Annotated in this window: 14 protein-coding genes and 1 pseudogene; 6 read left to right on the top strand and 9 right to left on the bottom strand. The window is 35.5% G+C overall.

Annotated features, from left to right (window positions below; translation table 11 throughout):
• Window positions 1-372: GRAM domain-containing protein (locus ACJAT0_RS09895; protein ID WP_415181524.1), on the top strand; the 372-nt coding region annotated here is incomplete at its 5' end.
• 289 nt (window positions 373-661) lie between these two features.
• Here ACJAT0_RS09895 and ACJAT0_RS09890 read toward each other — a convergent pair.
• The 3 genes from ACJAT0_RS09890 to ACJAT0_RS09880 are packed head-to-tail and all read right to left on the bottom strand — an operon-like array spanning window position 662 to window position 3,170.
• Window positions 662-1,693, bottom strand: coding sequence for a glycosyltransferase family 9 protein (locus tag ACJAT0_RS09890; RefSeq protein ID WP_415181523.1), 1,032 nt, complete (start codon window positions 1,691-1,693; stop codon window positions 662-664).
• Between the two features lies 1 nt (window position 1,694).
• The gene (locus ACJAT0_RS09885) at window positions 1,695-2,303 is read right to left on the bottom strand and encodes a DUF4254 domain-containing protein (RefSeq protein WP_415181522.1); all 609 of its coding nucleotides are present in this window, start codon (window positions 2,301-2,303) and stop codon (window positions 1,695-1,697) included.
• 45 nt (window positions 2,304-2,348) lie between these two features.
• Window positions 2,349-3,170, bottom strand: a complete 822-nt coding sequence (locus tag ACJAT0_RS09880) for a hypothetical protein (RefSeq protein WP_415181521.1) — start codon at window positions 3,168-3,170, stop codon at window positions 2,349-2,351.
• 33 nt (window positions 3,171-3,203) lie between these two features.
• On the opposite strand from ACJAT0_RS09880, the gene ACJAT0_RS09875 reads away from it, so the two are divergent.
• The gene (locus tag ACJAT0_RS09875; protein ID WP_374004283.1) at window positions 3,204-3,509 is read left to right on the top strand and encodes a DUF6341 family protein; all 306 of its coding nucleotides are present in this window, start codon (window positions 3,204-3,206) and stop codon (window positions 3,507-3,509) included.
• Between the two features lie 11 nt (window positions 3,510-3,520).
• Here the strand turns inward: ACJAT0_RS09875 and purD are convergent, their stop codons facing one another.
• From purD to ACJAT0_RS09860, 3 genes and pseudogenes are all read right to left on the bottom strand, one after another.
• Window positions 3,521-4,789 carry a phosphoribosylamine--glycine ligase gene (gene purD / locus ACJAT0_RS09870; RefSeq protein ID WP_415181520.1) on the bottom strand — a complete coding sequence of 423 codons (1,269 nt, stop codon included), beginning with the start codon at window positions 4,787-4,789 and terminating at the stop codon, window positions 3,521-3,523.
• Between the two features lie 470 nt (window positions 4,790-5,259).
• Window positions 5,260-6,474, bottom strand: a complete 1,215-nt coding sequence (locus ACJAT0_RS09865) for a kelch repeat-containing protein (RefSeq protein ID WP_415181519.1) — start codon at window positions 6,472-6,474, stop codon at window positions 5,260-5,262.
• Between the two features lie 127 nt (window positions 6,475-6,601).
• A pseudogene (locus ACJAT0_RS09860) lies at window positions 6,602-7,464 on the bottom strand (IS1595 family transposase).
• A 398-nt stretch (window positions 7,465-7,862) separates the two neighbouring features.
• Between ACJAT0_RS09860 and ACJAT0_RS09855 the strand changes: the two are divergent.
• The 4 genes from ACJAT0_RS09855 (at window position 7,863) to ACJAT0_RS09840 (ending at window position 10,847) form a co-directional block, all read left to right on the top strand.
• A complete protein-coding gene (locus tag ACJAT0_RS09855; protein WP_374004286.1) occupies window positions 7,863-8,054 on the top strand; it encodes a hypothetical protein in 192 nt (63 codons plus the stop codon).
• A complete protein-coding gene (locus ACJAT0_RS09850; RefSeq protein ID WP_415181518.1) occupies window positions 8,042-8,341 on the top strand; it encodes a type II toxin-antitoxin system RelE/ParE family toxin in 300 nt (99 codons plus the stop codon). The genes ACJAT0_RS09855 and ACJAT0_RS09850 overlap by 13 nt, the downstream gene beginning before the upstream one ends.
• Before the next feature lie 6 nt (window positions 8,342-8,347).
• Window positions 8,348-9,643 carry a phenylacetate--CoA ligase family protein gene (locus ACJAT0_RS09845; RefSeq protein ID WP_415181517.1) on the top strand — a complete coding sequence of 432 codons (1,296 nt, stop codon included), beginning with the start codon at window positions 8,348-8,350 and terminating at the stop codon, window positions 9,641-9,643.
• Window positions 9,644-10,406: 763 nt separating this feature from the next.
• Window positions 10,407-10,847 (top strand): hypothetical protein, encoded by a 441-nt coding sequence (locus ACJAT0_RS09840; protein WP_415181516.1) that lies wholly within the window; start codon window positions 10,407-10,409, stop codon window positions 10,845-10,847.
• A 2-nt stretch (window positions 10,848-10,849) separates the two neighbouring features.
• Here the strand turns inward: ACJAT0_RS09840 and ACJAT0_RS09835 are convergent, their stop codons facing one another.
• From ACJAT0_RS09835 to ACJAT0_RS09825, 3 genes are read right to left on the bottom strand one after another with little or no spacing between them, the layout of a single operon-like run.
• Window positions 10,850-11,626: a glycosyltransferase family 2 protein gene (locus ACJAT0_RS09835; protein ID WP_415181515.1), complete on the bottom strand. Its 777-nt coding sequence runs from the start codon at window positions 11,624-11,626 to the stop codon at window positions 10,850-10,852.
• Entirely contained in the window at window positions 11,627-13,018 is a 1,392-nt protein-coding gene (locus ACJAT0_RS09830) for an exopolysaccharide biosynthesis polyprenyl glycosylphosphotransferase (RefSeq protein ID WP_415181514.1), read from the bottom strand.
• Window positions 12,981-13,970, bottom strand: coding sequence for a UDP-glucuronic acid decarboxylase family protein (locus ACJAT0_RS09825; protein WP_415181513.1), 990 nt, complete (start codon window positions 13,968-13,970; stop codon window positions 12,981-12,983). The genes ACJAT0_RS09830 and ACJAT0_RS09825 overlap by 38 nt, the downstream gene beginning before the upstream one ends.
• Window positions 13,971-14,420 lie beyond the last annotated feature (450 nt).

Raw genomic sequence — 14,420 nt, 5'->3', positions numbered from 1 at the left:
GGACCATTGTTTGCCACTACTTTGGTGTTATTTGCACGTTACTCTTTCAAAAAAATTACCATTTCCATACCAGAAAACGAGACTTTAATAAAAGAGTACGGAGCTAACCTATTTAGAGGTAAAGAAGGCGTAGGAGGGAAAATCGCTTTAACTGATAAAAGTATCCTCTTCAAGTCTCATAAAGTAAATATTCAAAGAGGAGAAACGGTTGTTTTTATGGAAGACATAACAGGTTTTGAGGTGAAAAACCGAATATTCAACCTTTTAAATAATGAGATAACTTTAAGTACAACAGATAAAGACTACCGTTTCATTATTCAAGAAAGAGAGGAGTTTGTTGAGGAGTTGAAGAGGTTGAATTTGAGTCTCTAGATAAAACTATCTTCGTGTCAAACCCTTTTGGTTTTCAGCAAAGCTGAACAACTTATTTCCTACTTCAACAAGCTAAGCACAGCGCTTTCATCTGATGGGAAATGGTGGTATGAGAAATATTTAATTATCTTAGATTTTACGGTGTAAGAATAGGTAAAAGTATTCGGTTCGTCAGAGTAAAGATAGTTTTTCCTAAAACAGCTAGTTTGGCTAGGTGTTTTTTAACTATAAATAATTATTCCACTGCATAACATAACTGCTTAGAAACTTTCTCAAAGTTTGTGGAGTTCTAAGAATCCAAAACAACTTTCAACCTTTTTATAACAGCCTTTATTTCAATAGTATCAGTCACATTTTCATAACCAGCTACTATTTTATCGCCAAAAATAGAGGTTGGCAGTAATGGAAATTGCTCGCGATTTGCTGTGAGTTGGTTTTCTTGTGGTTGTGCATAAGGTGCAAAACCAGCATAAGGATGTGTGTTCCCCCATAAAGTAATGACAGGGACACCGTATAACGCTGCAAGGTGTCCATTACCGCTATCCATAGCGATCATTGCATCTAGATTAGACAATATACTTAATTCATTTTCAAATGTGGTCAGCCCCGTGATATTGATCACGTTGGTAGTCGTTCCAGCAACTATTTGTAATTGCTTTTGCTCTTTCTTTCCACCACCGAAAAGCAGGATGGTCGTTTGCTTATCTTCAGCAATTGCTTGTACGAGTTCCTTTGCTTTGTTTACCGTAAGCGCTTTGGTTTTATGAGCAGCAAATGGAGCAAAACCTACCCATTTTGAATTTTTTTCACCTATTTGATCCTGCAGGTCAGGCAAAATGATCTTGTTTGACAAAAACTCATTTCCTTTTAATTCAATTTTAAAACCTAATTTTCTAAGCACATCTGCATAGCGTTCTGTACTGTGTTTTAAGGGCTGGAAAAAGTTTGGGTCGTTGACCAGTTTCTTTTTGTCGGTTCGACCTTTATCGATTTTTGCTTTAGGAATTCCTTTTAAAAAAGCGCGTAAAATTTTACTGCGCAGCAGGTTGTGAAAGTCTGCTACAGCATCGATTTTTAGCGCTTTTATTTCTTTTGAAAGTACTAAAAGACCAGAAATCCCTTTATGAACGCCATCAACATCGGCTTCTATAAAAGTTATTCCAGAAATACGCTCTAAGATAGAGCGGAATTTTTTCTTTGAAAGCGCAACTACCTCAACATTTGGGTACTCTCTTTTTAATGCAAGTAAAACAGGAACGCACATGGCAATATCGCCCATAGCGCTTAGTCTAATGACGAGTATGCGTTGAGGTAGTGGCATGTTATTTTAAAGCTCTGAGTACCGGATTAAGCTCGTCATCATTATACATTTTCATTTGCTTATAGACTTTCATGTACTTATTTCCTTTAGAAATATCTTCTAACAACTGGTCAAGAGCAATTGTTAAGTCAATACGCTGTTCTAGAAGAGTGTCCAGTTTTTTATGACAGGCATTGATGTGATCTTGAGAAGCATCTGTGCGAGTAGTTTCTTCATTCATGTGATAGACTTTCAAGCCGAGAATGGACATGCGGTCTATAGCCCATGCAGGGCTTTCTGTATTTATAGTAGCGTTATCTTTAATACTCACATCGTTATTTTGATCTAGAAAGTAACCATCTATATATTCTACCATATCTGTTCGTTCCTGATTACTGGCATCGATTTTACGTTTCAAAGTCAGTGCTGCAACAGGATCAATTTGTGGATCCCTAATAATGTCTTCATAATGCCATTGTACCGTATCAATCCAGCATTTGCGATATAATAAATGCTCGATAAGATGTGAGTTGCGATCGTAAGGGTTTTCAAAATTCTGATCTACCGTATTTAAAACGTGGTATGTATCGATGACAGTTTGAAAAATTTTATTGGCTTTATTTGAAAACATAAGTAGAATTTTAAAATGCAAATATAAAGATTTACGAGCGCTCTATTATCTTATAAAAAATAGAATGAGCATCGTAATAAACGGCAACCATAACAGACTTTCCTTAAAGATCTTATCATTGGTTTCTTGTAGGAAACGCGCTAGAAATATTGCCAGTACAGGTAATAAGAAAAACACGGAACCGCATAAGGCACAGATAACAATACTGCACAAACCGGAAAAACCCAATACGGAGAACCTCGATCGGGCACTTAAAGAGATGTTAGGAAAAGCAAATAAAATAGCCATGGAAAAGAGAAAAGCTATACAACTAAGCAAAATGGAAACTATAGTTGGTACCGACCATTTTGTATGTAAATAATCGAAACTATAATCAAATCCGTCATAAACTGGGAAGAGATACATCGTTTCTAAAAGCTGATCCACAGTAAAGGTGAGTAAAGCAACGCAACTAATTGCGATAAATGGGATGGTCCAGTATTTTACGTTTTTAATATTATAGACAACGATACTTAAAAAGATAACAATAAAAAACAGGGAACACCAAGAATAGAACAGAGTAGCAATAGCTATCCAAAGTGAGGCATCAAATATTTTTTTAACTATTCCCTGACCATTGCGCATATTGAGCAACCTTCTCAAGGCTAAAAGACAAAATAAGTAAGCGATAAAAATAGTCACATCAGTAGCATATAAGGCTGCTATTAGAAGCAAACAGCTATAGATCCATAGGGAATAGGAATTGCTTTGAGTAAGATTATTTCTAAGTGTAAGAAACTGAAAAATACCTATTGAGATTAAAGTTAGGAAAGGAATCCAAATAAAACCCCAGCCCAAATAGGGGTCCGTGATTACTAAACACCCCATTATAAACGCAACCATCATAAAAGTGATGATATAATGAATAGGTTTACTGTTATTAAAAAAACTGGAAAGCATGGGTTTTTTAACTATTTTTGCAGCTATAACGAGCAATTTACAGAAATGGAAACTTTATTAGACGCAATAGTAAGCTTATTTGAAATTATATTAATTCCTTTTGACGCTCTTGCAGAGTTACAAAAAGATAACTGGTTTGTTGCAAATGGCGTCAGCTGGATGTTTATCATCATTTTAATTGTTGCTTTTGTCTATTGGATGTTGAAACTTAAGGAATATGATAAGGATGAGGACAAGACTCAGACCGGTCATTCTTTCTTAAAATAACAGATTTTTTCTTACAGGTCAAAGCCTATATCCTTGCGATAATAAACCGTATCAAAGTGCAACTTTTCTATGTTGAGATAGGTACTTTTAAGTGCTTGTTTAAAATTTTCACCGTAGCTAGTAATAGCGATGACACGTCCACCGTTACTTACTATACGACCTTCTTTTAGGGCTGTTCCCGCGTGAAAAGCGATGCTGTCTTCTATTTTCTCTATTCCTGTTATTTCCATTCCCTTTTTGTAGCCCTCTGGATAGCCACCTGCCACGCACATTACTGTTGTTGCGCTTCTGGGATCTATGGAGAGAATTTCTTTGTGTAGTTCCGCTTTCGCGAAAGCGTGCAGATGAGCTAGAAAGTCACTAGAAATACGGGGCAAGACTACTTCAGTCTCAGGATCGCCCATTCTTACGTTATATTCAATCACTTCAGGGTCTCCATTTACAATCATGAGACCGATAAATACAAAGCCTTTGTAAATAATGTTCTCCTTTGCAAAACCTTCAATGGTAGGTTTTATAATCCGAGCTTCTATCTTTTGCATTAATACATCGTCTACAAAAGGAACAGGAGAAATAGCACCCATGCCGCCCGTATTTAAACCAGTATCGCCTTCTCCTATGCGTTTGTAGTCCTTTGCATTTGGCATGATTTTATAAGACTTCCCATCTGTCAATACAAAAACGCTCATTTCAATACCATCGAGAAACTCTTCTATCACGACTTTGTTGGATGCTGCGCCAAATTTGCCACCAATGAGCATTTCCTCGAGAGAATCTTTTGCCTCATCAGCATGTTCTATGATAAGAACACCTTTTCCACCAGCAAGTCCATCTGCTTTGAGAACGTAAGGTGGTTTTAAGCTGTCAATAAAAGCCATTCCTTCTAGTAGAGCCTCTTTAGTAAAACTTTTATAAGCTGCAGTAGGAACTTTATTGCGTTTCATAAACTCCTTAGCAAACTCTTTGGAGCCTTCTAAAACAGCTCCTTGTTTTGATGGGCCTATGACGTTAACATGTTTCAATTCTTCTGTCTGGAAGTAGTCGTAAATACCTTCTACAAGTGGTGCTTCTGGACCTACTATCACCATAGAAATATTATTTTCAAGGACGAAAATTTTTATCGCAGGAAAATCTGTGATCCCTAAATCTACGTTGGTGGCTATTTCATGTGTTCCAGCATTTCCTGGAGCGACAAATAACTTGGTAAGAAGCGCACTTTTAATAACGGAGTAAGCAAAAGCGTGCTCGCGGCCACCGCTTCCTAAAATGAGAACATTCATAAGGTTGTGTTTATGGATTGCAAAAATATGCATTTGGTGTGATGGTTTTCTTAAGAATCAAATTAGTTTAAAGAAGATATGTTGCATTTATGTCAATCATTGAGAAATGTAAAGCTAAAGTCAGTTAGTATGAAATCTATGCGATAGGCATGATCAAACTCCTAAGGGTTTTACATACCTTCAGTATATCGTATTACCGCATCATAAATTAGTAAAAGTATTTACCGATTTACTTTAATAACAAATCTCTTTAGAGGAAGAAAAATGTATCCAATTTTATGGATGTAGTAGATTGGCAAAAAACAAGTCGATTAAATATTGTTCCATAAGTTGATCTCCACATTTTGCTCCTATTAGGAGCGGTGTAAGGGTTACTTTTAAGTTAAGTAACAGCACAATAGATAAATTAAATAATCCAAATACAGAGATTGTTACCTTTTAATATTTAGGAATTCAAGACTTTATTTTAATCATTTATGCTGTATAATTGCTTTAGAAGTTTTTACAAGTTTAGAGTTAGAATAAAACTGAAATAAATAAAATCCATCTTCTAAGTTACTAGTATTCATCCTTTTTTCTTCTGCAATAGGGGTCATAAGCAATTGACCTAAAGAATTATAAACTCTAACGTCAGTAATGCTAGGGTCATTTTTCCATGATATAGAACCGTTTGCTGGATTGGGATAAACATAAGTGTTTTCAAAATTTGAATCTTCGTCTTCCATACTTGCAGTTGCACTTGATAAATCAAATTTCCATAAGTCTGCAGGGTAAGTGCTGTTAAAACGATCGAGTCCTGTAAAAAAGTAAATATCGGTACCAATTATAAAGCTACCTGGAGCCCATCTACTTCTACCAGGATGTGGCGTTAATTCTAACCAAGTGTCTGCGTTAGGATCATATTGCCACATTTCTCCTGTGTTCATGAAGTTATGATTATCACCATCACCACTTAAAACAAAGCCATAGCCGTTGAGACCAAATTGTGTTCCCGCTACTCTAGCCTCGCCGGGAAAATCGCTCATTGCGACCCAAGTATTTGTTGTCGTATTTAATCGGTACCAATCGTCATAAACAACACCAAAACTACCATTGAAACCATGACCAAGGCCTGCAAAAAGTTCTCCACCCGCATTAAACATAAATGGATGATGTCTATCTGGTCCAGGAACGTTACTTATGCTAGCCCATGTATTTGTAGCAATGTCATACATCCACCAATCATTTAAATTTCCTGAAACATTATTATCTCCAAAACCAATATAAATACGATTCCCATCTGAAATCATTGCTGGATGTCTTCTTCCTGCACAAGTACAACTGGCTAGTTGCGTCCAGGCATTAGTCGTTGCATCAAAACTCCAAAAATCGTTTAGATACTGTGTGCTGTTTGCGCCAAAGCCTAAGTATGCTTTTCCATTTGCAACAGTACCTATTCCAAAACTACGCGCTAATCCTGGGAAATTAGATAGTGTGGTCCAAGTATCATTAGTAGGATCGTACTCATAAACATCATTTGTAAATTGATTGTTTAAACTTGTGCCAGTAACAGCATATCCCTTGCCATTTAAAGAAAAAGAAATAGGATGGTGTTTTCCAAAAGGAGGAGCACTCAATGCTACCCACGACTGAGCAACGAGGGTTGAGGAAAATAAAAGAAGAGCAAAGAGGATAGTTTTATTCATAGTAAAATATTTTAAGACAGGGTTTTATTTTAAGAATACGACCGAAACACCAATATAGGTTATAACTATTTGATATAGCACTCAGTATGAATGACATTTAACTATAATCTAGAATTATTTTATTGTGTTATGCGATTAGCTTCTGTTTAATTTGATTTTGATATAGTGGTTTTGCCTTTACCATTCTAGTAATTGTTTTATGAAAGATACTGTTCTTAAATTGGGAACGATGTACTCTAAAGCAAAACTCATCAACATATGCTTGAATAGGCCATTTACTTACATGAGTTGGTATTGCTCTGAGCCAATACCTAATCTGTATAATTATAATGTGAAGCTGTTTAAAATTAGCACCATTGTTACTGTATATCTGTTCAATGTCGCAATTTTCCTTTAAGAGTTCATATCCTCTCCATTTATCCGTTATTATTTTGGCAGAAGTATTCATATGTTCTTCAAATATTGGGGTTAACCATTTTGTAGAATAGTCACCAATAGACTTTATGTAAACTCTTTTCACTTTACAGTTATCAGTCAATTCCACTGCTGTTATTGCCTTCTTCTTTTCCTCCAACTGTAAATTCGTCAATATAAATCAATGTTTCTAATGGATATTTCTGACTACTTTTCATTGACTTACGTACTTTCTGCATAAAACACCAAGCTGTACCTTGTCGAATGCTAAAACGTTTTCCCATTTGAATATTCAAAATACTTTTATACTGGTACTCATCTCAAAAGCAACACAAAAAGCTTTTTGAAGACCAAATTTGACCTTGTGAAACCATGTATTTGCTGTCGCACTTTCTACATGATGACATGCACAGCAGTGATAATTATAACCTGATTTTTCACAGCCTTTTGTGTGTCCACATTTACTGCAAGTAAAACCATACTGCCATTTTATTTTGCTAAATAAGCCTTACTGGCATTATCATTAGGTAGTTCGTTTATAAAGTTTAGTATATCTTGTCCTTTAATTTGCTGCATATTACTTGTTTTAAAAGGATTAACACAGGGAAATTAAATGACTAACTCAATTATTTTAAATGTAAAAGACAAGTTATTAAAATTTGCTTAGTTATTAATGAGCAGCATTGAGGTTAACGAATTGGTGTTATGTTGTAACTTGTATTAAAAATAGGAGCGATGTTAACAAGGGAAAAAACACTCGAAAATGTAAATGAGTTGCCCGATAAATTTGAATTAGATGATTTTCTCGAAGAATTATACTTATTGAAAGGATAGAAAAAGCTCGTAAACAATCTAAAAATGGAAAAGTTCACACCAGCCCAGAAATGAAAGTAGTAATAAAGTCTTGGACTGTAACGTATGAAATCTAATAAAGAAATAAAATTTTATTTTGTAGATTGGATTAAATTTCAACCATGTTAAAAAAGGAAACCATAATTAAAAAGGTAAACGGATTACCTAATGAAGTTGATGCAAATCAATTAGACACTCTTTTTAACGAGTTGCTTTTCAATGCAGAATTATACAGAAGATCTGAACCTGCTTGGGACGGAATTACAACACGACAGAAAGAAGTAGTTAAAATAGTGCGGAGTTGGGCAAAGTAGTTTGGGAAGATTCTGCTTTATTAGGCCTAGATGATACTTACGATTTTATATCTCGAGATTCTAATTTTAACGCATTACGAGAATTAGAAAAAGTCATTGCCACATTAGAAAAATTTGAAATTAATTCATTACTTAGAAAATATTTAAGAGATTCTAAGAGATCTACTAAGCATGAGCTAGTAGAAGGTAATTATCGAATTATTTATGAGATTGCCTCTAATCACACTGTATTTATAGTCCACGTTCCTCATGGAGCTAGTGATTTGAATAATAGTCGCGAAAATTAATTTTCAATGCCTCTCCAACTCTTCCATAAAACACTTAAACTTCAAGGTTTTGAAATTGACAAAGCTCGTAAAGAGTTTCAATCTATCTCAAATACGACTGCTATTGATATTAAAAACCGCAAAGAAGCGATCCTAAAACACCACTTAACTAACAATCATTTTTACAGTAGTCTAGTCAGTGATAAAACTGTTTCTTGGGAAAATCTACCCATTTTAACAAAGCGTAATTTGCAGCAACCACTTCAAGAACGCTTGAGTACAGGCTATACTACAAAGAACATCTTTAAGGGAAAAACCAGCGGTTCTAGTGGACATCCATTGACTTATGGAAAAGATAAATATGCACACGCCATGACTTGGGCAGTATTTTATGAGGCCTATAAGCAACACGGAATTAATTTAAACAGCTCGTTACAAGCTCGTTTTTATGGCATTCCGTTACGTGGAAAGGAAAGGTATCTAGAGCTCGTCAAAGATTTTGTAAGCTACCGCAAGCGGTTTCCTATTTTTAATATGAATGATGCCATTTTAGAAAGTTTTGTGGAGCGGTTTTCAAAGGATAAATTTGAATATATCAATGGGTATACGAGCAGTATTGTTTTACTGGCAAGATACTGTCAAATCAAAAACAGAGTTCTAAAAAGTATTTGCCCAACACTAAAAATGGTCATTACAACCAGCGAAATGCTTTTTCCAGACGATAGATTGCTGCTGGAAGAATGGCTAGGGATTCCAGTAATTAATGAATATGGAGCAAGCGAAGTAGGGTTGATTGCAATGCAAAATGCTCAAGGAGATTTTGAAATCAATCAGCAAAATCTATATGTAGAAGTTGTTGATGAAGAGAATCAACCGGTTCCTGACGGAGCAATAGGGAGCATCCTAGTGACAGATCTTTACAATAAAGCGCATCCTATGGTACGTTATGAAATAGGCGATTTAGGAAGTTTACAAACCTTAGAAAACGGAACTAGGGTTTTGAAAGTCCTGCAAGGACGTACGAGTGATATGGCTCGATTGCCGAGTGGTAAAGTAGTTCCAGGATTGACCTTTTATTATGTTACTAAAGCCATCATCAAAGAAGATTTAGATATTTTAGAATTTATAGTCATTCAAAGAGAATCGGCTTCTTTTGAAATTCAATATGTGAGTAAAAGTGATATGGAGCAGTCTCTGAAAAAAAAGATTCAAAAGGCTATGGATGGATATCTGGAACCTGGTTTAACTCTTATTTATACGAGACACGAGTTTCTTGATCGGAGTAAACGAGGCAAGTTGAAACAGTTTATAAACGAGGTTTGATTTCTAAACGGAAGACTTTATCGATAAGGCCGGTAGACTAATCGGGTTTCTACTTAGGTTTGAACAATGCGGGTAGGATCTGTTAAAGTCAACCCACGTACTTTGGGTCAGCGTAAAAAACATATGTTCATCCAAATGTATAAGAATAAATCACCTTAAAATGACAGGCTTGTTGCAACTACCAGTTTTATATCGCAGAAAATACACCATAGCGTAAAAAAATAATTAGGATAAAAAACTGAGTGCAGTTATTCAAAACGAGGGATGGGAATCGTGGATTATATACATTCTATAAATGGCAGATCACGCCTCTATTAAGGGATTAAAAATGAGAGCAATACTAACGAACTAATGAATCAAATTGCAGAGGAGATGAAGGGAAAACTTCCTAAAACCTACTCAAAGGAGTGGATAGAGATTCTTTTCTAATTGACCTATACAAGAAGATAAGTTTTGATTGACGCAAATTTAGGAACGTAAAAACAGTGGAGAATTATTTAAAGGAATTAGAAAAAGCTGGTTGCTTATCTTCTGAAAAAGTTCGTAAAGGAGTATGGTATTTAAACAAAATACTTAGGGTCATTTTTAATGAATTTTAATCTTCATCTTATCTGTCTTTTGCAAAGCATTTTAGATTTGAGATGCCAAGTATTTGTCCAGGCATGGTTTAAATTTGTTTGACGTACTTTATAGAGCTAATTTTTTTTAATTTAAACGCAAGCTTTTCTATAAAAAAGCATCTTGACATAAAACAGTCTACATCATGAAAAAAATCCTATTACTTCTTCTAGTCTCCATAATATGCATAGCATGTACTAATGATGACGATTCTACTCCTGTACCCTATACATTAATCGCTGAAAGTAATCTTAATGGTGGAGAAGGAATTCCCAAGCAAAACCTAGTCATAACAAATGGTACTATTTGGAATAACTTAATTACTTCTATGGATTCTGAAAACAACGTTTCTGACTCTTTTACTGAAACAACTATTGATTTCAGCACGTATACAGTTATTGCTGTTTTTGACGAAGTAAGACCTTCTAGCGCTTATGGTTTAGAAGTTGGTGTTTTTCAAGATGTCTCTAATATTATAGTAGACGTAAATTATATCAGTTTTGGTGGAGATGCATTTACCATGGTCAGGCAACCTTTCTATATCGTTAAGATTGAAAACAGTAATTTACCTATCGTTTTTCAATAGTACTAAACAGCTTTAGTGAGCATCTGACTCTTCACAAAAAATTGTTCATAAAAAAACCGCAATAGCATCCAGCTACTTTTTAGGGTAGAATATTTTAAATGTGTTTTGTAAATGTCATAGTTGTATTTGATCAATCCCAGTTTATTAGAAGATAAACCCTTGCTCAATCGGTAGCTTGCAATAGGTTCTTGAATTCCTACGGCAAATTCTGCTTTTTGAATTACGTCCAACCACATGGCCCAATCTTGTCTTTTACGCCATGCTGGCATATAGAACTTACCTAATACTTTTGCATTATAGATTCCTGTTAAGTGGCCTAAGTAATTGGCCTTTAAGAGCTTTTCAAAGCTGAGTTTTTTGGATACGTGATGGGTCAATTCTGGTTGATGAGAAGCGGTAGTAAAAATCTCATAAGCGCCATAACACAAGCTAGCAGAATGTTTTTTCATGGCGTTTATTTGCACTTCTAGTTTATGAGGTTTCCATAAGTCGTCTGCATCAAGGAATGCGATGTAAGTGCCTGTTGCAGCTCCTATTCCTTTGTTGCGTGTAATTCCTGCTCCAGAGTTGAAGTTGTTTTTTAAATTGATAAAAGTTATTTCGGCAGAGGTGTTTTTTAAGGCATAGGCTTTCGCGAAAGCGTAACTATCATCAGCACTACCATCATCTATAGTAATAATCTCTAGAGGCCTATGAGTTTGTGCAACCATACTGTCCAGCGATTCCTTTAGCGTTGCAATGCTGTTGTAAGTAGGTGTTATGATAGAAACGAGACTCATTTAGTAAGCCTTTTCTTCCCCTTGAAACATATTTACAATGGTCTTAAAAATAATCCTAAAGTCCAGAGCAATATTCCAGTTTTCGATATAGTATATGTCATTGCGCACACGACCTTTAATATCTTCTTCTGTCTCCACTTCACCACGGTAGCCGCTTACTTGGGCCAGTCCTGTGATGCCCGGTTTTACGAAGTGACGTACCATAAACTTATCAATGCGCTCTGCATACATATGGGTATGACTTACCATGTGTGGTCGTGGACCCACAACACTCATATCTCCTAGAAGTACGTTGAAAAACTGTGGTAATTCATCAATACTGGTTTTACGTAGAAAACGGCCTATTTTAGTGATTCTATGGTCTCCACGTTTCACTTGGTGCAAATGGGCTGTATCATTAGGTACCATCGAGCGAAATTTAAAGCAAATAAACTCTCGGTAATCCAGTCCATTGCGATTTTGTTTAAAGAAAACAGGTCCTTTAGATTCTATCCTTATAATAATCGCTATTAATGGAGTCAACCAGGACATCACCCCTATGATTATGAAGAGAGAAAACAGAACATCAAAGGCTCTTTTTGTAAACTTATGAGCCATATCGTCTAACGGTATTTCTCGTAAGGACAGAACAGGTGTGAGGCCATAATAATCATAGCGTAGCTGCTTAGAAAGAATAGTTTCTGTATCAGGAATAAATTTCAGGGTTCTTAGATTGTTATCTGCAAAATCGGTAAGCTCGAGAAGTTGGTCATTGTTAAGTTCCTGTACGGAACAAAAGATTTCATCTATTTTTTCTTCTATAACCCATTGTTTGAATTCAGCTAATGAAAAGGACGGAGTCCTTACATTCACCAGATCTTTAGATCGGTAGCCCAGGTCAGTATGTGTGGTGAAAAAATCATAAAGTTGTTGTGTGTCCTTATTTTTACCTAGGATGGCAATATTTCTAAAATTTCCACCCAATGCACTGCGATAGTTTTTAAGAATAAAGAAAAGCCCTATTTTAAGTATTGAAATCCCACCTAAAGTTGCAGCTATGTAGTTAAAAATAAAAGCAGAATCTCTATTGAGCTCATAGTAGTACCCAAAAAAAGCAAACACGACAAATGCAAAAAATACAGACTGCTTAGCTAACCGGTTTAATAAAGTTGTAAATTTTGTATTTCTACGTATTCTATAGAAATCCAGCTGCATGGAAACAATGACCCAGCAAATACCTATAAAAATGCTGTAGGTAAGTAAATCAAAACTTTCCATAAAAAAATTAGACGCAGCAAGAATGATAAGACTTAAATCTACAAAGTAGGAAATAGGTCTTATAAAACCAGAAAACCGGCCATTGCGATAGGCGATACTATCTACGGATATGTTTTGTAAAGTCTTTGTGGTCACGTTTGTTTAAATCTTCTGGAGCTAGTGATTTGAAATAATCATAGGTTAACTTCATTCCTTCTTCACGACCTACTTTAGGTTCCCAATCAAGGATTTTTTTAGCCAGTGAAATATCTGGACGTCTTTTCAAAGGATCGTCCTGTGGAAGGTCTCTATACACTACTTTTTGGTTCGTTCCTGTGAGTGCAATAATTTCTTCAGCAAAATCACGGATAGTAATTTCATTAGGATTTCCAATGTTAACAGGATCTGAATAATCGCTGAGCAATAATCTGTAGATTCCTTCTACCTGATCATCTACATAACAAAAAGACCTCGTTTGCGATCCATCACCGAAAATCGTAATGTCTTCTCCTCGCAGTGCTTGGCCCATAAAAGCAGGAATCACACGACCGTCATTGAGTCGCATTCTAGGCCCATAGGTATTAAAAATACGTACAATCCTAGTTTCTAAACCATGAAACCTATGATACGCCATAGTCATGGATTCTTGAAAACGTTTTGCCTCATCATAAACGCCTCTTGGCCCTATGGTGTTTACATTGCCATAATAACTTTCGTCTTGAGGATGTACTAGAGGGTCACCGTAAATTTCGCTGGTAGAAGCGATGAGTAATCTGGCATTTTTTGCCATGGCAAGACCCAATAAATTATGAGTTCCTAGAGAACCTACCTTTAAGGTTTGAATAGGAATTTTAAGATAATCTATTGGACTAGCAGGACTGGCAAAGTGTAATATATAATCCAGTTCTCCAGCCACATGCACATAGTCAGAAACATCTTGATGATAGAATTCAAAATCGGCAAGGGGAAACAAGTGTTCTATATTTTTAAGATCGCCGGTAATAAGGTTATCCATTGCAACAACGCGATAGCCTTCTTTTATAAAACGATCGCAAAGGTGCGAACCTAAAAATCCAGCAGCACCGGTAATAAGAACTCTTTTTTTCATGTAAAAGTTAGATGAGTTAATAAGTTTCAAAGATAGGAAAATTGAGTGTGTAGTTTCTGAGCTTTCTTATGAATCCTCGTAATGCATCTGTATATACCAATAAGTAAAAGTCAATTGGAAATTTTGAAGGCGTTTTTTAATTATTTTGAAGATGTTTACTGTGGCAACTCCATGCAACAAAACCCAAATAAAATATTTCTACTAGAATGATATGGTTCAGGAAAAATGAACTTTAGTTCTTATTATCCAACAACTGTATTTTATTTTTCGAACAACCTGCAATATCGTGCTTTGTTTTGCTTATTAAATGCGATACCATTAGATTCAAATTTTAAAAAGGAATTGCTTCTTCTGGACTCCTAACAACCGATAACATTTACTTCAACTAGCCGGCTACTTCTAGTAACCTCCTTTTCTAAAAAGCCATTTATTATAGTTAAAAGACACTCA

It is taken from the genome of Nonlabens sp. (assembly GCF_047636915.1).
Lineage (GTDB): Bacteria > Bacteroidota > Bacteroidia > Flavobacteriales > Flavobacteriaceae > Nonlabens.
This window is presented reverse-complemented; position numbering and strand designations above follow the sequence as displayed.